Below are 21,859 nucleotides of genomic sequence, written 5' to 3'. Positions count from 1 at the left end.
GGCGTGCGGGCTACTCCTTCGAGCGGACCCGCAGGTTGGTGATCAGCGGGCCTTCCGTGGTCTCGCGGAAGAAGTCGTTGCCCTTGTCGTCCACCACGATGAACGCCGGGAAGTCCTCGACCTCGATGCGCCAGACGGCCTCCATGCCGAGCTCCGCGTACTCCAGCACCTCGACCTTCTTGATGCAGTCCTGGGCGAGGCGGGCCGCCGGGCCGCCGATGGAGCCGAGGTAGAAGCCGCCGTGCTCGGCGCACGCGTCGGTGACCTGCTTGCTGCGGTTGCCCTTGGCGAGCATGACCATCGAGCCGCCGGCCGCCTGGAACTGGTCGACGTAGGAGTCCATCCGGCCGGCCGTGGTGGGGCCGAAGGAGCCGGAGGCGTAGCCCTCGGGGGTCTTGGCCGGGCCCGCGTAGTAGACCGGGTGGTCCTGCAGGTACTTGGGCATGCCCTCGCCGGCGTCCAGGCGCTCCTTGATCTTGGCGTGGGCGATGTCGCGGGCGACGACCAGGGTGCCGGTGAGCGAGAGGCGGGTCTTCACCGGGTACTTGGAGAGCTCGGCGCGGATCGCGGACATCGGCTGGTCGAGGTCGATGCGCACCACGTCGTCGTCGAGGTGTTCGTCGGTGGTGTCCGGCAGGTACTTCGCCGGGTCGGTCTCCAGCTGCTCCAGGAAGACGCCCTCGGCGGTGATCTTGCCCAGTGCCTGGCGGTCGGCGGAGCAGGAGACGGCCATGGCGACCGGCAGCGAGGCGCCGTGGCGCGGCAGGCGCACCACGCGCACGTCGTGGCAGAAGTACTTGCCGCCGAACTGGGCGCCGATGCCGATCTTCTGGGTCAGCTCGGTGACCTTGGCCTCCAGCTCCAGGTCGCGGAAGCCGTGGCCGGTCTTGGCGTCGCCCGAGGTCGGCAGGTTGTCCAGGTAGTGCGCCGAGGCGTACTTGGCGGTCTTCAGCGCGAACTCGGCGCTGGTGCCGCCGATCACGATGGCCAGGTGGTACGGCGGGCAGGCCGCGGTGCCGAGCGAGCGGATCTTCTGCTCCAGGAACGAGAGCATGCTCGCCTCGTTCAGGATGGCCTTGGTCTCCTGGTACAGGTACGACTTGTTGGCGGAGCCGCCGCCCTTGGCCATGAAGAGGAACTTGTACGCGTCGCCGTCGGTGGCGTACAGCTCGATCTGGGCCGGCAGGTTGTTGCCGGTGTTCTTCTCGTCCCACATGGTCACCGGGGCCATCTGGGAGTAGCGCAGGTTGAGCTTGGTGTACGCGTCGTACACGCCGCGCGCGATGGCGGACTCGTCGCCGCCCCGGGTGAGCACGTTCTGTCCGCGCTTGCCCATGACGATCGCGGTGCCGGTGTCCTGGCACATCGGGAGGATGCCGCCGGCCGAGATGTTGACGTTCTTCAGCAGGTCGAGCGCGACGAAGCGGTCGTTGGGGCTGGCCTCCGGGTCGTCCAGGATGCGGCGCAGCTGGGCGAGGTGGGCGGGGCGCAGGTAGTGCGAGATGTCGTGCATCGCCTCGGCCGTCAGCAGCCGCAGGGCCTCGGGCTCGACCTGGAGGAAGGTGCGACCGCCCGCCTCGACGGTGGAGACACCCTCGGAGGTGAGCTTGCGGTACGGGGTCGGGTCAGCGCCCAGGGGGAGCAGGTCGCTGTACTCGAAGTCTGGCGTGGGAGCCATCGGGGCGGTCCTTAGCTATCCAGTGGTCCGGCTGCGTCGGCGAAGCACCATCCAGGGTAGGACCCGGCCGGAGCCGTCCTGCGGACAGGTCAGCCTTGCGTGACCGGGCTCACTCGGGCAGTAGTGCGAGCGACTAGGCTGGCCCCGTGGACAACTCGCCGTCGCACGACGATCCGGGGCAGCCGGTGCCGGCGCCCGTACCGATGACCAAGTCCGAACTCAAGCCCGAACCAAGGCCGGAGGCGAAGCCCGGGGCCGAGCCGCAGTCGTCGCACGCGCCGGCGGCGGAGGCGGAGATGCGCGTCTCGGACGCCGACCGCGAGAAGATCGCGGAGCTACTGCGCGACGCCTACGCCGAGGGGCGCCTGGACGCGGACGAGCACGCGGAGCGCATCGAGGCCGCGTACGCCGCCAAGACCTTCGGCGACCTGGCGCCGCTGACCCGGGACCTGCCGGCCCGGCCGCTGTCCTTCGAGAAGCAGCCGCTGGGTGCGGCGGCCCCGGCGCCCCAGCCGCCCGCGCGGCAGGAGTCGCCGGCGGTGGTGGCGATCTTCGGCGGTGCGTCCCGCAAGGGCCGCTGGCGGGTGGGTTCGCACCTGAAGGCCTTCGCCGCGTTCGGCGGGGTGGAGATCGACCTGAGCGACGCGGTCTTCGAGTCGCCCGAGGTCGAGATCGTGGTGATGGCGATGTTCGGCGGGGTCGAGGTCCGGGTGCCGGAGAACGTCAGCCTGCAGGGCGGCGGGGTCGGCCTGTTCGGCGGCTTCGACGTCCGCGAGCAGACCGCCGCGGACCCGTACGCTCCGGTCGTCCGGGTCAAGGGCCTTGCGATGTTCGGCGGTTGCACCGCCAAGCCGCGCCGGGGCAAGAAGCTCAAGGAGTGGGTTCGCCGCCAACTCGGCACCGAGTAACCACTGTTGACCAGCACAGCGCCCGACCGGGAGCCAACTCCCGGTCGGGCGCTTGACGTTGTGGCCGGTGCACTCCGTAGTCGTTTGCGTGCAGTGTGCATGAATCGCGGCCGGGCGGGGTAGTTCCTTCCGCACATCGCTTCTTGTACGGCTGCGCACCGGAGGCGGCCGAGCGGCCGTTCCGGGGGTTGGACAGCGGGGGCTCGCAGCCGGGCAGGGGAGCGGGGTTCCCCGTGTCCGAGAGCCTCGTCAGGAGTACGGCCGTGCTGCATCCGATCGAGTCCCGCACCACCTCGCCAGTCGCCGCCGCGCAGCTGCTGGAGCGCCGGCCCGGCGTCCGCCCGCAGCCGCAGCCCCCGGGCGGCCCGACGGGTGCCCCCGCGGGCGAGGACGACCCCTGGCACACCGGCGCGGCGTGCCGGCGGGACGAGGTGGGGTTGTTCTTCGCGCCCTCCAAGGAGCCCACGGCGGCCCGGCTGTCCCGCGAGGAGCAGGCCAAGCAGGTCTGTGCCCGCTGCCCGGTGCTGCTGGAGTGCCGCGAGCACGCCCTGGCCCAGCCGGAGCCGTACGGCGTCTGGGGCGGGCTGACGGCCGCCGAGCGGCGGGTGGTGCTGGCCAGGCGGCGGCGCCGGGACGGCGAGCTGCGCGAGGCGGCCCGGGTGACGGCGGCCGCCGGGCGCCGGATAGCCGGGTGACGGCGGGCCGAAGACCCGGGAGTCGGGCGCCGCGGGGCCGGGGGCCCGGGGCCGGACGTGCCGCGGCCCCGGCGGAGGGGGATTCCGCCGGGGCCGCTGCCTGCTGTCCGCAGGACGCGCCGTTTCCGGTCGTCAGTTGGCGCGGTCGAAGTCGATCGCGCTGTAGGCCCGCAGCTTCGAGAGCTTGTGGGTGGAGTTGATCTCGCGGATGGTGCCGCTCTTGGAACGCATCACCAGCGAGCTGGTGGTGGCGGTCTCCGAGCGGTAGTGCACACCGCGCAGCAGTTCGCCGTCGGTGATGCCGGTGGCGACGAAGAACACGTTCTCGCCGCTGACCAGGTCGTCGGTGGTGAGCACCCGGTCCAGGTCGTGGCCGGCGTCCAGGGCCTTCTGCCGCTCGGCGTCGTCCTTGGGCCACAGCCGGCCCTGGATCACGCCGCCCATGCACTTCATCGCGCAGGCCGCGATGATGCCCTCCGGGGTGCCGCCGACGCCCATCAGCAGGTCGACCCCGGTGCCCTCGCGGGCGGCCATGATCGCGCCGGCCACGTCGCCGTCGGAGATGAACTTGATCCGGGCGCCCGCCTCGCGGATCTCCCGGACCAGGCCGTCGTGGCGCGGGCGGTCGAGCACGACGACGGTGACGTCCTCGACGGCGCTGCCCTTGGCCTTGGCGACCCGGCGGATGTTCACCGCCGCCGGGGCGGTGATGTCGACGAACTCGGCGGCCTCCGGGCCGGCCACCAGCTTGTCCATGTAGAACACGGCGCTGGGGTCGAACATGGTGCCGCGGTCGGCCACGGCCAGCACGGCCACGGCGTTGTTCATGCCCTTGGCGGTGAGGGTGGTGCCGTCCACCGGGTCCACCGCGACGTCGCACTCGGCGCCGGTGCCGTCGCCGACCCGCTCGCCGTTGTAGAGCATCGGGGCTTCGTCCTTCTCGCCCTCGCCGATGACGACGACGCCGTTCATCGAGACGGTCGAGACGAGGGTGCGCATCGCCTTGACGGCCGCGCCGTCCGCGCCGTTCTTGTCGCCCCGGCCGACCCACCGGCCGGCGGCCATCGCGGCCGCCTCGGTGACCCGGACGAGTTCGAGCGCGAGGTTCCGGTCCGGAGCCTCGGGCGCGACCTCCAGGGCGCTGGGAAGGTGGTGCGGGTACTGCGTGGTCATCGTCGTTACCTCTCTGTACGCGACGGCCAGTGAGCGCCCGACTACTGCCTGGTCGAACGCCGTGGTGAGGGTTCTGCGATCGTATCTGCCCACGAGATGACTGTCTGTGGCGCGGGTCGCCGTGCTCAGGCGAAAACCACCGCTTCGTCCCGGTTCACCCGTACGTGGGCACCCCGGGTGGCCGTGTCGTTGTGTGGATGAGTCACCATGTGGGGGTGGCTGCAGAGAGCAAGGGCATGAGGGGTCGCCAGACCGTACGGGACATGGTCCTGTCGATGGTGGCGGTCGGTTTCGTCGTCTGGATCGGGTACCTGTTCCTCCCGCACGACGCCGACGGCGATCCGGTGCACGTGGTCGAGTACAAGGTGGCCGCGGCCACCGCCAAGCGTGCCGCGCCGTACCCGCTGCTCTCCCCGGACGGGCTGTCCGACAAGTGGCGGGCCACCTCGGTCAGCTACCGCTCGGCCGACCAGAGCAACGGCAAGGGCAACGCCTGGCACCTGGGCTTCGTGACGCCGTCCGGCCAGTACGCAGCGGTCGAGCAGAGCGATGCGCCGCGCGACTCGCTGCTCGCCGACAAGGTCCGCGGCGGCAAGCCGGACGGCACCTCCGACGTGGACGGCCACACCTGGGAGCGGGTCCAGGGCGAGAAGGCCCGCGCGCTGACCGCGCAGACCGGCTCGGGGACGACCGTGCTCACCGGCACCGCCTCCTACGAGGAGCTGGCCGAGCTGGCGCAGGCGCTCAAGTAGCGCCGCCCCGCACCCGAACGCCGAAGGGCCCCGCACCGGACGAACCGGTGCGGGGCCCATTCGCGCGGGCCGGTCAGACCGTGGTGACGACCTCGTCGTACGCCAGGCGCGGCGAACGCGGGAACCAGGCGTCCTCGCCCGGCTTGCCGATGTTGACCACGGCCAGCACCGAGTGCTCGCCGTCGCCGAAGAACTCCTTGTTGATGCCCTCGGCGTCGAAGCCGGTCATCGGGCCCGCGGCCAGGCCGGCGGCGCGCACGCCGATGATGAAGTAGGCGGCCTGCAGGGCGCCGTTCAGCGTGGCGGACTGCTCGCGGACGCTGCGCTCCGAGAAGAACATGTCCTTGGCCTGCGGGAAGTGCGGCAGCTGGGTCGGCAGCTCCTCGTGGAACTCGTTGTCCACGGCGAGGACGGCGACCAGCGGGGCGGCGGCGGTCTTGGCCTTGTTGCCGTCCGCCATGTGCTGGACGAGGCGCTCGCGGCCCTCGGCCGAGCGGACCAGGACGACGCGCAGCGGCTGCTGGTTGAACGCGGTCGGGCCGAACTTGACCAGGTCGTAGATGGCCTGGACCTGCTCCTCGGAGACCGGCTCGTCGGTGAAGGTGTTCGCGGTGCGGGCCTCGCGGAACAGCAGGTCCTGAGCGGCGGCGTCGAGTACCAGGGCGTCGGTGGTCATGCTTCTGCACCTCATGCGGGAGGGGGTTCGTCGGTGTGACCGGCCGTGCCGGTCACTTCCTCCAACATAGGTGAATCTTCAACGATTCCCCAAGCCCATGTGATCCACCTCACGCCCCCTGCCGGGCCGCGCCCTCCCCGGCCGCCTCACTCGCCGCCCGGGGCCCCGCCCTCTTCGGCCGCCAGCGCGGCGTCCAACCGGGCCCGGGCGCCGTCCAGCCAGCGCTGGCACACCTTGGCCAGCTGCTCGCCGCGCTCCCACAGGGCCAGCGACTCCTCCAGCGACGTGCCGCCGTTCTCCAGCTGCCGGACCACGTCCAGCAGCGCGTCCCGGGCGTGCTCGTAGCCCAGCGCGTCGTCCGGGTTCGGGGCCGCCGCCGCGTCCTGCTGCTCCTGCTGCTCTGCCATGCGTGCCAGCGTAGGGGGTGGGACGGACACCGCTAGTCCTCCTCGGCCACGGTGACCGGGAAGCCGCCGCCCGCGACCCGGGCGTGCAGCCCCTCGCCGGGCGCGACCTGGGCCGGGTCGGTCACCACCGTGCCGTCCGTCCGCTGGAGCACCGCGTAGCCGCGCTCCAGGGTGGCCGCCGGGGAGAGCGCGACCACCCGGGCCAGGGTGTGCCCGAGGTCGCTCTGCGCGTGGTCCAGCCGGTGCCGCAGGGTGCGCCGGGCCCGCTCCAGCAGGCCCTCCACCTCCTGGCCGCGTCCGTCCAGCATCCGGTGCGGGGCGGCCAGCGACGGGCGGCTGCGCAGCCCGTCCAGCCCGTGCTGCTCGCGCTCGACCCGGGCCAGCACGTGCCGGCGGGCGCGGTCGCGCAGCTGGCGGACCTTGGCCAGCTCCTCGCCGACGTCCGGAACCACCCGTTTGGCGGCATCGGTCGGCGTGGAGGCGCGCAGGTCGGCGACGAAGTCCAGCAGCGGCTGGTCGGGCTCGTGCCCGATCGCGCTGACCACCGGCGTACGGGCGGCCGCGACCAGCCGCACCAGGCCCTCGTCCGAGAACGGCAGCAGGTCCTCCACGCTGCCGCCGCCCCGGGCCACGATGATCACGTCCACCTCGGGGTGCTCGTCCAGCTCCCGCACCGCCGCGCTCACCCGCTCCACCGCGCTGACCCCCTGCACCGGGACGTTGCGCACCTCGAAGCGGACGGCCGGCCAGCGCCGCCGGGCGTTCTCCAGCACGTCCCGCTCGGCCGCCGAGCCGCGCCCGGTGACCAGCCCGACGCACTGCGGCAGGAACGGCAGCGGCCGCTTGCGCTCGGCCGCGAACAGGCCCTCCCCGGCGAGCCGCCGCTTCAGCTGCTCCAGCCGGGCCAGCAGCTCGCCCAGGCCCACCGGCCGGATCTCCGAGGCGCGCATCGACAGCTGCCCGCGCGCCGCGTACCACTCCGGCTTGGCGTGCACGACGACCCGCGCGCCCTCCTGCACGACGTCCGCGACCTGGTCGAACACCGAGCGGAAGCAGGTCACCGTGAGCGACACGTCCGCCTGTGGGTCCCGCAGGGTCAGGAAGACCACGCCCGCCCCGGGGCGGCGGCTGAGCTGGGTGATCTGCCCCTCCACCCACACCGCGCCGAGCCGGTCGATCCAGCCGCCGATCAGCGCGGAGACCTTGCCGACCGGGAGCGGGGCTTCGGGGGAGCTGGTGTTGGCCATGGGACGAGGCTAGCGGCGCCTGCCGACACCGCCCGGCGAACCCTGGACTCCGAGCACCACCAGGCCGACGGCCAGCCAGACCAGCCCGACCAGCTGGGCGGTGGCCGAGGCCTCGTAGACCACCGCGCCGATCACGGCGATCCCCAGCAGCGGGACGACGAGGTGCCGCAGCCGGTCCCGCGAGCCGTGCTGCACGGTGTACCAGCCGATCACCGAGGCCTGCAGCAGTGCGAAGGCGGTCAGCGCGCCCACGTTCACCACCGAGGTCAGCCGGTCCAGGCCGTCGTCCCGGTTCGCCGCCCAGACCGCCGCCACCATCGTGATCACCGCGGCCGCGAGCAGCGCCCGGCGCGGCACCGCACTGGCCGGGTCGACCGAGCCGAGCACGCGCGGCAGCCGTCCGTCCCGGGCCATCGCGAAGACCAGCCGCCCGGCCGCGGCCTGCCCGGCCAGGGCCGCGAAGGCCGCGCCGATCGCCTTGCTCGCCGCCACCAGCACGTGCAGCCAGTGCCCGATGCCGCTCTCGACCGTGTCGTAGAAGGCCGAGCCCTGCGCCACCGGATCGGCCGCCAGCTGCTGCGGACCCAGCGGCTCCAGCAGCGCCGCCAGGTAGGTCTGCGTCACGAACAGCACCCCGGCCAGCGCCAGGCACCAGAGCAGCGCCCGGGCGACCGCCTCCGAGGCGCCGACCGCCTCCTCCACGAAGGTCGCGATCGCGTCGAAGCCCAGGTAGGAGAGCACCGCGACGGACACCGCCGCGACCACGGCGGCCGACGAGAAGCCGCCGACGGCGGTGAACGGGGTGTCCCAGCCCCGCCGGGCGCCGTCCTGGGCCAGCGCCACCACGGCCGCCACCAGGAACACCAGCAGCACCGCGATCTCCATCGCGAGCACCGCGAAGCCGACCGCCGCCGCCGTCCGCACCCCGACCAGGTTGAGCGCGGTGGTCACCACGACCGCGATCGCCGTCCACACCCAGCGCGAGACGCCCGGCACCAGCGAATGCAGCGCGATCCCCGAGAACAGGTAGGCCACCGCCGGGATCAGCAGGTAGTCGAGCATCGCCATCCACCCGGCGATGAACCCCGGTCCCTCGCCCAGCCCGGCCCGGGCGTAGGCGAACACCGACCCGGTCTGCGGCACCGCGCGCACCATCTGGGCGTACGAGAAGGCGGTGAAGCCCATCGCCACCGTGGCGACCAGGTACACCGTGGCGACGGCCCCGTGGCTCTTGGCGTCCAGCACGCCGAACACGCCGACCGGGGCCATCGGGGCGATGAACAGCAGCCCGTAGACCATCAGATCGCGGACGCCCAGGCTGCGGCGCAGGCCGCTCGGCGTCGCCTGCTCGCTCGCAGAGCTCATAGACACCACATTTGAGCACTTGTGATCGGGTCTGTACGGAAAATGCTTGTTGTCGGCGCGGCTCCCCGCCCCGGGCGGCGCCGCCCGCAGCCGCCCGTACGATGGAGCCATGTCCAACACCGCGCCGCGCCGTGTCCTGCTCGCCGCCCCCCGGGGCTACTGCGCGGGCGTCGACCGCGCCGTGATCGCCGTGGAGAAGGCCCTGGAGCAGTACGGGGCGCCCATCTACGTCCGCAAGCAGATCGTCCACAACAAGTACGTGGTGCAGACCCTGGAGAAGAAGGGCGCGATCTTCGTCGACGAGACGGAGGAGGTGCCCGAGGGCTCGATCGTGGTCTTCTCCGCGCACGGCGTCGCGCCGTCCGTCCACGACGAGGCGCGGGCCGGCAGGCTCGCCACCATCGACGCCACCTGCCCCCTGGTCACCAAGGTGCACAAGGAGGCCGTGCGCTTCGCCGACGAGGGCTTCGACATCCTGCTGGTGGGCCACGAGGGCCACGAGGAGGTCATCGGCACCATGGGCGAGGCCCCGGACCGGATCCACCTGGTGGACGGTGCCGAGGACGTCGCCAACGTGCAGGTCCGGGACGAGTCCCGGGTCGTCTGGCTGTCCCAGACCACCCTGTCGGTGGACGAGACCATGGCCACCGTCGGCGAGCTGAAGAAGCGCTTCCCGGCGCTGGTCAGCCCGCCCAGCGACGACATCTGCTACGCGACCCAGAACCGCCAGGTCGCGGTCAAGCAGATGGCCCCCGAGACCGACCTGCTGATCGTGGTCGGCTCCAAGAACTCCTCCAACTCGGTCCGCCTGGTCGAGGTCGGCCTGGAGTACGGCGCCAAGGCCGCCCATCTGGTGGACTTCGCCGAGGAGATCCGCGAGGAGTGGCTGGAGGGCGTCGGCACCGTCGGCCTGACCAGCGGCGCCTCCGTCCCGGAGATCCTGGTCGAGGGCGTGCTCGAATTCCTGGCCGCGCGCGGTTACGACACGGTCGAGACCGTCAAGACCGCCGAGGAGCACCTGACCTTCTCGCTGCCCAAGGAGCTGCGCCGCGACCTGCGCGCCGAGGCGGCCGGCAAGCTCTGACGCTTCCGGAGGACCCGGCACCCCCTCGTGGGGTGCCGGGTCCTTCGCTGTGCGGCCTGCCCGCTGCGTCCTGCTCTCCGTGGTGCCGGCCTCCGCCGCTCCTTGCGGTGCGGGCCCGTGCGCCCTCTCGTAGCTTTGTTCACAGGCTGTGGACAAAGCGGGTCCGCGGCGACAGCGGAGGGTGGACGTGATGACGGCGGTATTCGGCGTGGACATCGGCGGCTCGGGCATCAAGGGCGCACCGGTCGACCTCGCCCGGGGCGCGCTCGCCGAGGAGCGGTACAAGGTGCTCACCCCGCAGCCGTCCGCCCCCGAAGCCGTGGTCGCCGCCGTGTGCGAGGTGGTCCGCCACTTCGACCACCGGGGCCCGGTCGGGCTGACCTTCCCCGGGGTGGTGGTCGACGGCCGGACCAGGACGGCGGCCAATGTGGACAAGGGCTGGATCGGCGTGGACGCCGAGGGCCTGTTCCGCGAGGCGCTGGACCTGCCGGCGACCGTCCTCAACGACGCCGACGCGGCCGGTCTCGCCGAGATCACGCACGGCGCGGGCCGCGGGCGCTCCGGCGTCGTCATGGTGCTCACCTTCGGCACCGGCATCGGCAGCGCGCTCTTCGTGGACGGCGCGCTGGTGCCCAACACCGAGCTGGGCCACCTCGAACTGCGCGGCAAGGACGCCGAGCGGCGGGCCTCCTCGGCCGCCAAGGAGCGGCACGGGCTGAACTGGGCGCAGTGGGCCGGGCGGGTCGACGAGTACCTGGACCTGGTGGAGATGCTGTTCTCGCCGCAGCTGATCGTGATCGGCGGCGGGGTGAGCCGCAAGCACGAGAAGTTCCTGCCGCTGCTGAAGGAGCGCGAGGCGGGGGTGGTGCCCGCGGAGCTGCGCAACGACGCGGGCATCGTCGGGGCCGCGATGGCGGCGGCCCGCGCGGCGGGCTGAGGCCCGCGCCGGGTGGTCAGGCCGGTCCGCCGGGCCGCTCCGCTGTGGCCGGTCCGCTGTGGCCGGTCCGCTGAGGCCGGTTCGATGCGAGCGCCGGTCGGCCGCTCCCGCCCCGGGGCCGGCGGGAGCGGGTTCAGCGGGAGCGGTGGAACCGGCGCTGGGCGACGAAGCGCGCGAGCACGATCAGCGCGGCGAGCCCGGTGCCGGAGAACAGCCAGCCGGCCCGCAGGGCCAGCCCGGTCGCGAGCGAGACCACCTGGGCGGTGACGCCCGAGGAGCCGACCGGTGCGAGCAGCAGCAGGGCCGCGGCGAAGGCGATCGGCCCGCTGATCGGCGCGGCCAGCAGGTCGACGTAGCGGACCCGGACGGCCAGCTGGAAGCAGACCACCAGGTAGCCGAGGCCGAACAGCCAGCCGAGGTCGCCGAAGAGCAGCCGGTCCAGGCCCGCCACCGCGAGCGTGGCCAGGACGGCGACCACGCCGGCGCCGATGGCCGTCAGCCGGGTCGGCCGCCCGGTCCGGCGCCGCCCGTACGGCTGCTCGTCGCCGCGCCCGCGTAGCGGCAGCCGCAGCCGCGGGCCGGCCGGGCGGGCGGGTCCGGAGGGGCCGGTCACCGGCCGTAGTCGGGAGGCGGGGGCGGACCCGGCCGTCTCGGGAGCCCGGCCTGGACCGGGGACGGAGGCTGCGGCCGCGCCGTTCGGCGGACGGCGTCTGGGCCCTGGCGGCTGGGTTCGGATGCGCTGCTCCACCCGCCCAACGTACGGTCCGATCATCGCCACACTGTGTAATGGACCGTTCAGGTCTTGCCCCGTGTCTCCGGATGGCTTAGTCATGTGATCGTCGATCGGGCGGCTGACCTGCCGGGCCGAGCCGACACAGAATGATCATCGGATCGTCTCACGGGGGTTCACATGACCGGTTTCACGTTCGAACGGCTCGACCACGTCCAGCTCGACATCCCGGCCGGCGCCGAGGACGAGTGCCGCGCGTTCTGGTCCGGTGTGCTCGACATGACCGAGCTGGAGAAGCCGCCGGTGCTCGCCGCCCGCGGCGGCTGCTGGTTCCGCGGCGGTGGCGTCGAGGTGCACCTGGGCGTGACCCCGGACTTCCGCCCGTCCCGCAAGGGGCACCCCGGGATCCTGGTGAACTCGCTGGACGCACTGGCCGAGCGCCTCGCCGCGCACGGCCACGAGGTGCTCTGGGACGACAACCTGCCCGGCCACCGGCGCTTCCACAGCGCCGACACGCTGGGCAACCGGCTGGAGTTCCTGGAGCCCCGGGCGGCGTCGACCGAGGCGTGAGGCAGCGCGGGCGCTGCCCGTAGACTTGGGGGTCGGCCCGTACGGTGCCGACCCAACTCCTCCAAGCCCACGGGACTGCGCTTCATGTCGCTCACGATCGGAATCGTCGGCCTGCCGAACGTCGGCAAGTCGACCCTGTTCAACGCCCTGACCAAGAACGACGTGCTGGCGGCCAACTACCCGTTCGCCACCATCGAGCCGAACGTGGGCGTGGTCGGCGTCCCGGACGAGCGGCTGGCCAAGCTCGCCGAGATCTTCGGCTCCCAGCGCATCCTCCCGGCCACCGTCGACTTCGTCGACATCGCTGGCATCGTGCGCGGCGCGAGCGAGGGCGAGGGCCTGGGCAACAAGTTCCTCGCCAACATCCGCGAGTCGGACGCGATCTGCCAGGTCGTGCGCGCCTTCACCGACCCGGACGTGGTGCACGTGGACGGCAAGGTGTCGCCCAAGGACGACATCGAGACCATCCACACCGAGCTGATCCTGGCCGACCTCCAGACCATCGAGAAGGTCCTGCCGCGGCTGCAGAAGGAGGCGCGCCTCAAGAAGGACACCGCCCCGGTGCTGGCCGCCGCCGAGGCCGCGCAGGCGATCCTGGAGACCGGCAAGACCCTCTTCGAGGCCGGCTTCGACACCGCCCCGATCCGCGAGCTCCACCTGCTGACCGCCAAGCCCTTCCTCTACGTCTTCAACGTCGACGAGGACGAGCTGGCCGACGAGGACTTCAAGAACGCCCAGCGCGAGCTGGTCGCCCCGGCCGAGGCGATCTTCCTCAACGCCAAGATCGAGTCCGAGCTGATCGAGCTGGACGACGCCGAGGCCCTCGAACTCCTCCAGTCCATGGGCCAGGAGGAGCCCGGCCTCGCCACCCTCGCCCGGGTCGGCTTCGACACCCTCGGCCTGCAGACCTACCTGACGGCCGGCCCCAAGGAGACCCGGGCCTGGACCATCAAGAAGGGCGCCACCGCCCCCGAGGCCGCCGGTGTCATCCACACCGACTTCCAGAAGGGCTTCATCAAGGCCGAGGTGATCTCCTTCGCCGACCTCGTCGAGTCCGGCTCGATCGCCGAGGCCCGCTCCAAGGGCAAGGCCCGCATCGAGGGCAAGGAGTACGTCATGCAGGACGGCGACGTGGTGGAGTTCCGCTTCAACGTCTGACGGCTGATGCGTGACCGGACCGCCCGCCCCCGTGCGCACGGGGGCGGGCGGTCCGGCGTCGGCGGGTGGTCAGCCGACGGTGACGGTGAGCAGGCCGTCCGGGGCGGGCGTGACGGTGACCGCGGTGAGGGTGTCGGCGTGGGCGTCCGGGTGGTGGGCGGTGGCGCGGGGGCCGATGCCGACGACGCGGATGCCGGCCGCGTTCGCGGCGGCGATGCCGGCGCCGGAGTCCTCGAAGGCGAGGCAGTCGGCGGGCGCGAAGCCGAGGGCGGCGGCGCCCTTGAGGAAGCCCTCCGGGTCCGGCTTGCTGGCACCGACCGACTCGGCGGTGATCAGGACGGGCGGCAGCGGCAGTCCGGCGGCGTCCATCCGGACGCGGGCGAGCGGCTGGTCGGCGGAGGTCACCAGGGCGTGCGGGAGGCGGGCCAGCGAGACGAGGAAGGCGGCGGCGCCGGGGACCGGGACGACGCCGTCGGTGTCGCCGCGTTCGTGGTCGAGCATCCGCGCGTTCTCGGCGAGGTTGACCTCGACCGGACGGTCGGGCAGCAGTGCGGCCATGGTGGCGTGGCCCTGGCGGCCGTGGGCGACGGAGAGCACCTCGGCCGGGTCCAGGCCGTTCTGCACGGCCCAACGGCTCCACCAGCGTTCGACCACGGCGTCGGAGTTGACCAGGGTGCCGTCCATGTCCAGGAGGAGGGCGCGGGCGGTCAGCCGGGTGGGGGCGGCGGGCATGGGGGGCTCCTCGACGGGAACGGAACGACAGCTGTTTGTTCCTCGATGATACAAAAGATCAACCGAGCAGGTGGGCGTTGACCGTGCGGGCCTCCCCGGCCAGCTCCGGAAGCTCCACCACCTCGACCCCGGCCGCCTCCAGCAGGGCGGTGCCCTGGCAGTCGGTGACGAAGAGGTCCGGCTCGCGCCAGGCGACCACCACCCGCGGCACGCCCGCCGCGATCAGCCGGCGGGCGCACGGCACCGGCCGTGAGGCGCGCTGCCCGCAGGGCTCCAGCGAGCTGTAGACGGTCGCTCCGCGCAGCCGGGGGTCGTCGGCCGGGAGCTTGGCCAGGGCCGCCTCCTCGGCGTGGTCGTGCGGGTCCGTCTCCCGGCTGTAGCCCTCCGCCAGTACCCGGCCGTCGGCGCCGACGATCACCGCGCCGACCGAGAAGGCCGTCTCGGACGGCGGGCAGCGGCGGGAGAGTTCGACGGCCCGGCGCAGGTGGTCGAGGTCGGTGGTCGCGGGGCGGTTCACGGCGCGGGCTCCTTCGGGGCGTACCTGAGCAGGACGACGTCGCCCACGGTACGTGCCTCCAGCAGCCGCATCCGCCGGCCCGGGCCGCCGGGGAAGGCGGCCGGGCGGACGAGCCGGGGCGCCTCGGCCTGGCCGACCAGCAGCGGGGCGACGGCCAGCTGCAGCTCGTCCGCGAGCCCCAGGGCCAGGAACTGGGTGTGCACGCCCCCGCCGCCCTCGACCATCAGCCGGCGCACTCCGCGCGCGCCCAGGTCGTCCAGCACCGCGCCGAGGTCCACCGTGCCGCCGAGCGCGACCACCTCGGCCCGCCCGCCCAGCCGGGGGCGCAGGACCGCCGCCCCGGCGTCCGTGGTGTAGGCGAGCTTGGCGCCGCCGGTGTGCCAGAACCGCAGGTCGGCGCCGAGGTCGCCGCTCGCGCTGAGGGTGACCTTCAGCGGGTACTCCGTCCGGCCCGCCGCCAGCCGGGCGGTCCGGCGCGCGGGGTCGTTGACCAGCAGTCGCGGGTTGTCGGCGCGCAGGGTGTTGCCACCGACCAGGATCGCGTCGGCGGCCGCGCGCTCCTCGTCCACCCGGTCGAAGTCGGCGGCGTTGGACAGCAGCAGCCGCTCGGGGGAGGCGTCGTCGAGGTGGCCGTCGAGCGACACGGCGGCGCTCAGCAGGACGAAGGGGCGCTGGCCGGGCATGGGCGGGACCGTTCTGTCGGGGGCGCCTCCACGGTACGGCGAGCGGGTGCGGGCCGGATGCCGATAGACCGGAATGTGAGACGGAACTTCTCGACATGCGGGATGCGGAGTAGCGTCGAGCCGTCGAGGAGAACGGAACGCCGACCACGCCCCAGGGGGATCCCATGTCCGGACCGCAGCCCTCCGCCGTCTACACCCACGGCCACCAGGAGGCCGTGCTGCGCTCGCACCGCTCCCGCACCGCCGCCGATTCGGCCGCCTACCTGCTGGCCGAACTGCGGCCGGGACAGGCCCTGTTGGACATCGGCTGCGGACCCGGCACGATCACCGCCGACCTGGCCGAGCTGGTCGGCCCGGACGGCCGGGTGGTGGCGGTGGACACCTCCGCCGAGGTGCTGGAGCAGGCCGCCGGGTACGTGGCCGCACGCGGCCTGTCCAATGTGGTCTTCGAGCAGGCCGATGTGCACCGACTGCCCTTCCGGGACGGCGGGTTCGACGTCGTGCACGCCCACCAGGTGCTGCAGCACGTGGCCGACCCGGTGGCCGCGCTGCGCGAGATGCGGCGGGTGACGGCCCCCGGCGGGGTGGTGGCGGCCCGGGACGTCGACTACGCCTCGATGACCTGGTTCCCCGAAGTGCCCGAGCTGGACCGCTGGCTGGAGTTGTACCGGCGCACCGCCCGCGCCAACGGCGGTGAGCCGGACGCGGGCCGACGGCTGCTGTCCTGGGCCCGCGCGGCGGGTTTCGCGGACGTCACCGCGAGCGCCGGCACCTGGACGTACGCGACGCCCGAGCGGCGCGCCTGGTGGGGCGGCATGTGGGCGGACCGGGTCACCGGCACCGCGCTGGGCCGGACGGCGGTCGAGCGGGGCTACGCGGAGCCGGAGGAACTGCGGCGGATCGCGGCGGGCTGGCGGGAGTGGAGCGCCGCGGAGGACGGCTGGTTCTCGATGCTGCACGGCGAGGTCCTGGCCCGCGGCTGAGTGCCCGACAGGGGTCCGGCCGGGGCGGGCAGGTGTTCGGAAAGATCGGGTAAAGTCGCGCGACCGTTCACATCGGGCCCGTCAGGGGGTCCGTGCCATGGTGCCGAACGCCGAGCCGATGCCCGCCCCGGCGGGTTGGGGGAGTCCACGTGTCCAAGCCTGAGTCCGAGCCGTCCGCCCCTGGGCCGGAGACGCCCGCGCGGACCGGGCCGGACGCGGGCACGGACGCGGGGACGGGGGCGGACCCGGGGACGGGTGCGGCTCCGACGACGGGTCAGGACCCCCGGGTGGACTTCCGCAAGGAGGCCGACGAGCCCGAGGCAGCCCCGGTGCACTTCGAGCCCGAGGCCACCCCGGCGGACCCCGAGCCCGTCCCTGTCGCGCCCGCCCCCGTCGTGCCCGCCGCCCCCGTCGCGCCCGCCCCGCCCACGGGCGCCGTGCCGCCGCCCGCCCCCACCGACCCCTGGGCCGCCCCCGACCTCGCCGCCCCCGCCCCGCCCGTCGTCGGGCACCCGCAGCCCGTCCCGCTGCCGTCCGCGGCCCCGCCCCAGCCGCCGCACCCGCTGCCCGCCGGAGGCTGGGCCTCCGTCACACCCTCCGCCCAGGCCGGCTTCCGGCCCGACCAGCCGTACCCGCAGCCCGCCGGTCCGGCGCCCACCAACGGGTTCGCGGTCGGCTCCCTGGTGACCGGTCTGGTCATGGTGGCGCCGGTGGCCCTGGTGTTCGGCATCGTGGCGCTGGTCCAGATCAACCGCCGCAAGGAGCGCGGGTTCGGCCTGGCGGTGGCCGGCGTCGTGCTGGGCACGATCGGCACGCTGCTGCTCTCGCTGCTGCTGGGAGCGGGGAACTTCAGCGGTGCCGGCGGCGGCCGGTTCGCCCACGCGCCGAAGGCGCCGGCCGGCTCCGTCCACTGGTCCGACCTCAAGACCGGCGACTGCTACAACTCCCCCGCCGGGGGATCGGTGACCGGCACGGACGGCGACGAGACGGTGTACTGGGTGAACCGGGTGGCCTGCGCCGAGCCGCACCACGGCGAGGTGGCCGGAACGGTCCCGTTCCCCACGGGCAGCGGCGCCTACCCGGGCGAGAGCGAGGTCCGCGAGTCGGCCGCCCGGCTGTGCCGCAAGGTCATGGACGACTACGCGCTCGACCAGTGGGCCGTCCCGGACGGCATGGACGACGTCTACCTCTACCCGACCGCGAACAACTGGGCGGCCGGCGAGCGCTACGCCACCTGCGCCTTCGAGGACCGCGACGACCAGCACCGGGGCACCGTCCGCACCGACCGGAGCCGCCTGACCGCGCCTCAACTGGCCTACCTGGAGGCGGTCCGGGTCTTCAACGACGCCTACCTGGAGCAGCCGAAGCAGGAGGTCTCCGAGGCCGGGGCCGACTACCGGAGCTGGGCCCGCCGGATGGCCGTCGCCTCCCGGACCGAGGCCGCCGTGCTCGGCGCGCCGACGACGGACTGGCCGGCCGACGTCCGGCCGAACATCGCCAAGCTGGTCGAGGCGCAGTCCCAGGCGGCCCCCGCGTGGGACTCCGCGGCCTCCGCCGACGACCTGGAGGGCGGCATCCGCCGGGCCAAGGCGCTGGTGGCCAAGACGGTGCCGATGAGCGTCGACATCCGCCGCGCGCTGGGCCTGTCCACCGGCGAGCAGGTGCCCGACCTGCGGGTCTGAGCCTGCGTGCACGAGGTTACCGGCCGTTAACAACGCCCATACCTGCCGGTAGCGATCGGCGCGTAGCGTCGCGGGTGTGCCCCCGGCCCGACCCCCACGCGAGCCGGGGGCACGACGGCATCCGGCCGGCCGAGCGGCCACGACGGCATCCGGCCGGCCACGGCGGTCGGACCGGCCGCCGGAGGCCACTGGAGGCGGCGGCGGACGCCGGATACCCTCGCGCCATGGGCACCTACCGGGTGATGCGGCAGGACGACAACGGCAACCGCTTCCTGGTCGCCGACGGCCTGGACGACGCAGCGGCCGAGCGGCTGGCCGCCGAGTTCGAGGCCCGCGGCCACAAGCAGCTGTACTGGGTCGAGGCAGCCGGGTCCGCGGCCGGGCCGGCCGAGCACGGGAACGGCGCCGTCCGGAACGCCTGAGGCCGTAGGGTCGGGGCCATGGACGCCCCGCACGCCCCGCACCCCACCGACCGCCCCGTCGACCGTCCCGCCGGCAGCCCCACGGACCGTGCCGTCGACGGCCCCGCCGAGCTTCGGATCGTGGTCGGCGGCGCACTGGTCCGTGACGGCCGGGTGCTCGCGGCCCGGCGCAGCGCGCCCGCGGCGGTGGCCGGGCGGTGGGAGTTCCCCGGCGGGAAGGCCGAGCCGGGCGAGACCGAGGCGCAGGCGTTGGAGCGCGAGCTGCGGGAGGAGCTGGGTGTCCGGGCGCGCGCGCTGACCCGGCTGCCCGGCGCGTGGGCCGTGCGCCCCGGCCTGGAGTTGCGCTTCTGGGCGGCCGAACTGCTGGCCGGCGAGCCGCGCGCGCTGCAGGATCACGACGCGCTGCGCTGGCTGGGCCCGGACGAGCTGGACGCGGTGGACTGGATCGACCACGACCGCGACGTGTTGCCGTACGTCGCCCGGCTGCTCGCGGAGCCGGGGACGGCGGACGACGCGCAGTCCGCCGGGTAGGTCAATCGGACAAGACGACCCGGCGCCCGGGATAGCCTGGGTTCTGCTGGGTATGTCACTTTTCGGCACTATTCGTCACCATCGGTGAGCCGCCCCCAGCCGGCGACGCCGATCCCGACCAGAGCCGGAGGCCCCGTCGGTGTCGAGTACCGGGAACGGCGGCGGGGGAGAGCGGCGGGCAGGAACCGCGGGCAGCGCGGCCGCCCGCGCCCGGCTGCGCCGCGCCGCCCGTCCGACCGCCCCCCAGCCGCCGGTCGGCCGCCGCCGCGGTCCCGTCGCCGCCCCCGACACCGAGCGGCCCGCCCAGCCGGCGCCGACCCTGGCCCTGCCCGAACCGGGCGCCCGCTCCGGACTGCGCAGCCGCCCCGGCCGGCCGTTCCCCGGCGGGCCCGGCGACGCCCCGAACGCGCTCGGCGCGCCGCCCGGCGGCGGCCTGCTCGACATGCTCAAGGTCGCCATCGCGATCCTCGACACCGCGGGCCGGGTGGTGCTCTGGAGCCCCGCCGCCGAGGAACTGCTCGGCTGGCCGAACGAGCTGCTGGTCGGCCGCCGGATCGACGAGCTGATCCCCGACCAGGAGCAGGTCGTCCGGGTCCGGGCGGCGGTCCAGGACACCCTGCGGCACGGCCGCTGGGCCGGCTACGCGGAGCTGCGCGACCGGGAGGGCGTGCCGGTTGCCGTGGAGGCCCGGATCTCCCTCCTGGTGGACGGCGACGGCACCCCGTTCCTGCAGGTCAGCATGGCCGAGTCGGCCGCCGTGGGGGCCGTCGAGCGGGACCTCGCGGTGCGCGACGCGCTGTTCGAGCAGTCTCCGCTGGGCATCGCCATCCTGGACACCGACCTGCGCTACACCGCGGTCAACCAGACCCTCGCCGAGATGAACGGCGTCGCCCTGGAGGACCACGTCGGCCGCACCACCGGCGAGACCCTTCCCGAGCGGGCCGCCGACGAGATCACCGCCATCCAGCGCCAGGTGCTGGCCACCGGCGAGCCGGTCATCGACGTCACCCTGGCCTCCCCGGTCACCACCCGGGCCGGCTACCGGTCGATCTCCTACAGCCGGATGACCGACCGCTCCGGCCGGGTGCTCGGCATCTCCGGCACGGTGATGGACGTGACCGAGCGCTACCGGGCGGTCGCCAAGGTCGAGCACGCCCGGCGCCGGCTCTCGCTGCTCAACGAGTTCGGCTCCCGGGTGGGCGACCTGCTGGACGCCTCCCGGATCGCCCAGGAGCTGGCCAGCTCGGTCGTCCCCCGGCTCACCGACCACTCGGCGGTGATCCTGCTCCAGGCCGTCGCGCACGGCGACGACCTGCCCCGGCACGGCCACGACCGCCGCACCTCGCTGCTCCAGCTCGGCACGGCCTCCGTCCAGGACGGCCCCGAGGTGGACGTGATGCTGCGCCGCGGCGCCCGGATCACCTTCTCCGAGGACTCCGCCTGCGGCCGGGTGCTGCGCACCGGCGTGCCCGAGCTGCTCTCCGGGGCCGAGCAGCTGGACGACGTCACCTACCCGGGCGACCCCAAGATGCAGGCCGCCCGGGACCTCGGGGTGCACTCGATGCTGGTCGTCCCGCTGCGCGCCCGCGGCATCGTGATCGGCCTGCTGCAGGTCAGCCGGGCCGGCTACCGGGAGGCCTTCGACCGGGACGACCTGGCCTTCACCGTCGAGCTCGCCGACCGGGCCGGCAGCTCGCTGGACAACGCCCGCCTCTACGCCCGCGAGCGCACCGCCGCGCTCACCCTCCAGCGCACCCTGCTCCCGCAGCAGGTCCCGCAGCCCACCGGCGTCGAGGTCGCCTACCGGTACGTGCCCGGCAGCAGTGGCACCGAGGTCGGCGGTGACTGGTTCGACGTCATCCCGCTGCCCGGCGACCGCACCGCGCTGGTGGTCGGCGACGTGATGGGCCACGGCCTGCGGGCCGCCGCCACCATGGGCCGGCTGCGCACCGCCGTCCGGGTGCTGGCCGCCCTCGACCTGCCGCCGGACGTCCTGCTGCGGCACGTCCACGAACTGGCCGACGACCTCGCCCAGGGCCCGGACGAAGCGCTGCTCGCCACCTGCGTCTACGCGGTCTTCGACCCGGCGACCGCCCGGCTGACCGTCGCCAAGGCCGGGCACATCCCGCCGGTGCTGGTGGTGCCGGGCCAGGAGAGCGAGGAGCCCACCCGCAACGGCAGCCCGCTGCCCGGCGGCGCCGGCCGGATCCTCGACCTGCCCTCCGGCGCCCCGCTCGGCGTGGGCGGAGTCCCGTTCGAATCGGTCGAACTGAAGATCCCCGAGGGCAGCCTGCTCGCGCTGTGCACCGACGGCCTGGTCGAGTCCCGGGACAAGGACCTGGACGTCGGCCTCGGCCGGCTGCTCACCGTCCTCCAGGAGCCGCACGCCTCCATCCAGGCCGCCTGCGAGGCGGTGCTCGACACCATGGAGCAGGGCCGCGAGCCGGACGACGTGGCGCTGCTGCTGGCCCGGCTGGGGCACGGCCAGGCCGGCACCCCGACGGCCGGCTGGACCCTGCCGGCCGAGCCCACCGCCGTCTCCCGGGCGCGCCGGCTGGTCCGCGCCGCGCTCGCCGAGTGGGGCGTGGAGGCGCTCACCGACACCGCCGAGCTGCTGGTCAGCGAGCTGGTCACGAACGCCGTCCGGTACGCCAGCGCCCCGATCGGGGTGCGGCTGACGCTCGGCGAGACGCTGCTGGTCGAGATCTCCGACCCGCTGCCCGACCCGCCCCGGGAGCGGCACGCGGCCGAGGCCGACGAGGGCGGCCGGGGCCTGGAGCTGGTCCGCCGGCTGGCACTGCGCTGGGGCGCCCGGGCCGAGGGGATCGGCAAGGTGGTCTGGTTCGAGCAGGCGCTGCCGGGTAATGAGCCCGACGAGTCGTGACTCGATCGAACGCCGGACGGAGCGACAGGAGAGCGGTGCCGCATA

20 protein-coding genes and 1 pseudogene are annotated in these 21,859 nt (G+C 73.9%); 12 read left to right on the top strand and 9 right to left on the bottom strand.

The features are described from left to right. Nucleotides 1–10: 10 nt before the first annotated feature. On the bottom strand, nt 11–1,678 hold the full coding sequence (locus tag ACZ7KX_RS15940) for a fumarate hydratase (protein ID WP_470326923.1): 1,668 nt from the start codon (nt 1,676–1,678) through the stop codon (nt 11–13). A 203-nt stretch (nt 1,679–1,881) separates the two neighbouring features. On the opposite strand from ACZ7KX_RS15940, the gene ACZ7KX_RS15935 reads away from it, so the two are divergent. Further along, nucleotides 1,882–2,586, top strand: a complete 705-nt coding sequence (locus tag ACZ7KX_RS15935) for a DUF1707 SHOCT-like domain-containing protein (RefSeq protein WP_470326977.1) — start codon at nt 1,882–1,884, stop codon at nt 2,584–2,586. Nucleotides 2,587–2,849: 263 nt separating this feature from the next. Beyond that, complete coding sequence (locus ACZ7KX_RS15930) at nt 2,850–3,281, top strand: WhiB family transcriptional regulator (RefSeq protein ID WP_350522191.1); 432 nt, start codon at nt 2,850–2,852, stop codon at nt 3,279–3,281. Nucleotides 3,282–3,413: 132 nt separating this feature from the next. On the opposite strand, the gene glpX is transcribed toward ACZ7KX_RS15930, so the two are convergent. After that, nucleotides 3,414–4,454, bottom strand: a complete 1,041-nt coding sequence (gene glpX, locus ACZ7KX_RS15925; RefSeq protein ID WP_224283188.1) for a class II fructose-bisphosphatase — start codon at nt 4,452–4,454, stop codon at nt 3,414–3,416. A gap of 215 nt (nt 4,455–4,669) precedes the next feature. Between glpX and ACZ7KX_RS15920 the strand changes: the two genes are divergently transcribed. Next, nucleotides 4,670–5,206: a DUF4245 domain-containing protein gene (locus ACZ7KX_RS15920; RefSeq protein WP_470326922.1), complete on the top strand. Its 537-nt coding sequence runs from the start codon at nt 4,670–4,672 to the stop codon at nt 5,204–5,206. A 73-nt stretch (nt 5,207–5,279) separates the two neighbouring features. On the opposite strand, the gene ACZ7KX_RS15915 is transcribed toward ACZ7KX_RS15920, so the two are convergent. The 4 genes from ACZ7KX_RS15915 to ACZ7KX_RS15900 all read right to left on the bottom strand — a co-directional run bounded on the left by ACZ7KX_RS15915 (nt 5,280) and on the right by ACZ7KX_RS15900 (nt 8,901). Then, nucleotides 5,280–5,882 carry a malonic semialdehyde reductase gene (locus ACZ7KX_RS15915; protein ID WP_350522189.1) on the bottom strand — a complete coding sequence of 201 codons (603 nt, stop codon included), beginning with the start codon at nt 5,880–5,882 and terminating at the stop codon, nt 5,280–5,282. Nucleotides 5,883–6,028: 146 nt separating this feature from the next. Further along, on the bottom strand, nt 6,029–6,289 hold the full coding sequence (locus ACZ7KX_RS15910) for an exodeoxyribonuclease VII small subunit (protein ID WP_470326921.1): 261 nt from the start codon (nt 6,287–6,289) through the stop codon (nt 6,029–6,031). A 32-nt stretch (nt 6,290–6,321) separates the two neighbouring features. Then, a complete protein-coding gene (xseA, locus tag ACZ7KX_RS15905; RefSeq protein ID WP_396544637.1) occupies nt 6,322–7,536 on the bottom strand; it encodes an exodeoxyribonuclease VII large subunit in 1,215 nt (404 codons plus the stop codon). Between the two features lie 9 nt (nt 7,537–7,545). Beyond that, nucleotides 7,546–8,901: an APC family permease gene (locus ACZ7KX_RS15900; RefSeq protein ID WP_470326920.1), complete on the bottom strand. Its 1,356-nt coding sequence runs from the start codon at nt 8,899–8,901 to the stop codon at nt 7,546–7,548. 109 nt (nt 8,902–9,010) lie between these two features. Here ACZ7KX_RS15900 and ACZ7KX_RS15895 point away from each other — a divergent pair, with 109 nt between their 5' ends. Further along, nucleotides 9,011–9,985 (top strand): 4-hydroxy-3-methylbut-2-enyl diphosphate reductase, encoded by a 975-nt coding sequence (locus ACZ7KX_RS15895; protein WP_350522185.1) that lies wholly within the window; start codon nt 9,011–9,013, stop codon nt 9,983–9,985. Nucleotides 9,986–10,175: 190 nt separating this feature from the next. Continuing rightward, nucleotides 10,176–10,922 carry a polyphosphate--glucose phosphotransferase gene (gene ppgK, locus ACZ7KX_RS15890; protein ID WP_470326919.1) on the top strand — a complete coding sequence of 249 codons (747 nt, stop codon included), beginning with the start codon at nt 10,176–10,178 and terminating at the stop codon, nt 10,920–10,922. 133 nt (nt 10,923–11,055) lie between these two features. On the opposite strand, the gene ACZ7KX_RS15885 is transcribed toward ppgK, so the two are convergent. Continuing rightward, nucleotides 11,056–11,535 carry a DUF6542 domain-containing protein gene (locus tag ACZ7KX_RS15885; protein WP_350522183.1) on the bottom strand — a complete coding sequence of 160 codons (480 nt, stop codon included), beginning with the start codon at nt 11,533–11,535 and terminating at the stop codon, nt 11,056–11,058. A 297-nt stretch (nt 11,536–11,832) separates the two neighbouring features. Here ACZ7KX_RS15885 and ACZ7KX_RS15880 point away from each other — a divergent pair, with 297 nt between their 5' ends. Both ACZ7KX_RS15880 and ychF read left to right on the top strand, forming a co-directional pair. Next, entirely contained in the window at nt 11,833–12,222 is a 390-nt protein-coding gene (locus tag ACZ7KX_RS15880) for a VOC family protein (protein ID WP_470326918.1), read from the top strand. 84 nt (nt 12,223–12,306) lie between these two features. Continuing rightward, a complete protein-coding gene (gene ychF / locus ACZ7KX_RS15875) occupies nt 12,307–13,380 on the top strand; it encodes a redox-regulated ATPase YchF (protein ID WP_470326917.1) in 1,074 nt (357 codons plus the stop codon). A 69-nt stretch (nt 13,381–13,449) separates the two neighbouring features. On the opposite strand, the gene ACZ7KX_RS15870 is transcribed toward ychF, so the two are convergent. After that, nucleotides 13,450–14,112, bottom strand: a complete 663-nt coding sequence (locus tag ACZ7KX_RS15870; protein WP_470326916.1) for an HAD-IA family hydrolase — start codon at nt 14,110–14,112, stop codon at nt 13,450–13,452. Nucleotides 14,113–14,170: 58 nt separating this feature from the next. Then, nucleotides 14,171–15,312: pseudogene (locus ACZ7KX_RS15865) on the bottom strand (dihydrofolate reductase family protein). A gap of 164 nt (nt 15,313–15,476) precedes the next feature. Here ACZ7KX_RS15865 and ACZ7KX_RS15860 point away from each other — a divergent pair. The 5 genes from ACZ7KX_RS15860 (at nt 15,477) to ACZ7KX_RS15840 (ending at nt 21,814) form a co-directional block, all read left to right on the top strand. Then, nucleotides 15,477–16,295, top strand: a complete 819-nt coding sequence (locus tag ACZ7KX_RS15860; RefSeq protein ID WP_396544628.1) for a methyltransferase domain-containing protein — start codon at nt 15,477–15,479, stop codon at nt 16,293–16,295. Nucleotides 16,296–16,582: 287 nt separating this feature from the next. Then, nucleotides 16,583–17,977 carry a DUF4190 domain-containing protein gene (locus ACZ7KX_RS15855; RefSeq protein WP_470326915.1) on the top strand — a complete coding sequence of 465 codons (1,395 nt, stop codon included), beginning with the start codon at nt 16,583–16,585 and terminating at the stop codon, nt 17,975–17,977. A gap of 224 nt (nt 17,978–18,201) precedes the next feature. Next, complete coding sequence (locus ACZ7KX_RS15850) at nt 18,202–18,399, top strand: SPOR domain-containing protein (protein ID WP_470326914.1); 198 nt, start codon at nt 18,202–18,204, stop codon at nt 18,397–18,399. An 18-nt stretch (nt 18,400–18,417) separates the two neighbouring features. Then, the gene (locus ACZ7KX_RS15845) at nt 18,418–18,930 is read left to right on the top strand and encodes a (deoxy)nucleoside triphosphate pyrophosphohydrolase (protein WP_470326913.1); all 513 of its coding nucleotides are present in this window, start codon (nt 18,418–18,420) and stop codon (nt 18,928–18,930) included. A gap of 139 nt (nt 18,931–19,069) precedes the next feature. Beyond that, complete coding sequence (locus ACZ7KX_RS15840; RefSeq protein ID WP_470326912.1) at nt 19,070–21,814, top strand: SpoIIE family protein phosphatase; 2,745 nt, start codon at nt 19,070–19,072, stop codon at nt 21,812–21,814. Nucleotides 21,815–21,859 lie beyond the last annotated feature (45 nt).

This window comes from Kitasatospora sp. NPDC038210 (assembly GCF_055600605.1).
This window is presented reverse-complemented; position numbering and strand designations above follow the sequence as displayed.

What these genes read in the sequence shown, in the direction of transcription:
- ACZ7KX_RS15900 (WP_470326920.1), bottom strand. Translation starts at nt 8,901, where the DNA reads ATGAGCTCTGCGAGCGAGCAGGCGACGCCGAGCGGCCTGCGCCGCAGC.
- ppgK (WP_470326919.1), top strand. Translation starts at nt 10,176, where the DNA reads ATGACGGCGGTATTCGGCGTGGACATCGGCGGCTCGGGCATCAAGGGC.
- ACZ7KX_RS15910 (WP_470326921.1), bottom strand. Translation starts at nt 6,289, where the DNA reads ATGGCAGAGCAGCAGGAGCAGCAGGACGCGGCGGCGGCCCCGAACCCG.
- ACZ7KX_RS15915 (WP_350522189.1), bottom strand. Translation starts at nt 5,882, where the DNA reads ATGACCACCGACGCCCTGGTACTCGACGCCGCCGCTCAGGACCTGCTG.
- xseA (WP_396544637.1), bottom strand. Translation starts at nt 7,536, where the DNA reads ATGGCCAACACCAGCTCCCCCGAAGCCCCGCTCCCGGTCGGCAAGGTC.
- ACZ7KX_RS15935 (WP_470326977.1), top strand. Translation starts at nt 1,882, where the DNA reads ATGACCAAGTCCGAACTCAAGCCCGAACCAAGGCCGGAGGCGAAGCCC.
- ACZ7KX_RS15845 (WP_470326913.1), top strand. Translation starts at nt 18,418, where the DNA reads ATGGACGCCCCGCACGCCCCGCACCCCACCGACCGCCCCGTCGACCGT.
- glpX (WP_224283188.1), bottom strand. Translation starts at nt 4,454, where the DNA reads ATGACCACGCAGTACCCGCACCACCTTCCCAGCGCCCTGGAGGTCGCG.
- ACZ7KX_RS15880 (WP_470326918.1), top strand. Translation starts at nt 11,833, where the DNA reads ATGACCGGTTTCACGTTCGAACGGCTCGACCACGTCCAGCTCGACATC.
- ACZ7KX_RS15870 (WP_470326916.1), bottom strand. Translation starts at nt 14,112, where the DNA reads ATGCCCGCCGCCCCCACCCGGCTGACCGCCCGCGCCCTCCTCCTGGAC.
- ACZ7KX_RS15895 (WP_350522185.1), top strand. Translation starts at nt 9,011, where the DNA reads ATGTCCAACACCGCGCCGCGCCGTGTCCTGCTCGCCGCCCCCCGGGGC.
- ACZ7KX_RS15940 (WP_470326923.1), bottom strand. Translation starts at nt 1,678, where the DNA reads ATGGCTCCCACGCCAGACTTCGAGTACAGCGACCTGCTCCCCCTGGGC.
- ACZ7KX_RS15850 (WP_470326914.1), top strand. Translation starts at nt 18,202, where the DNA reads ATGGGCACCTACCGGGTGATGCGGCAGGACGACAACGGCAACCGCTTC.
- ychF (WP_470326917.1), top strand. Translation starts at nt 12,307, where the DNA reads ATGTCGCTCACGATCGGAATCGTCGGCCTGCCGAACGTCGGCAAGTCG.
- ACZ7KX_RS15860 (WP_396544628.1), top strand. Translation starts at nt 15,477, where the DNA reads ATGTCCGGACCGCAGCCCTCCGCCGTCTACACCCACGGCCACCAGGAG.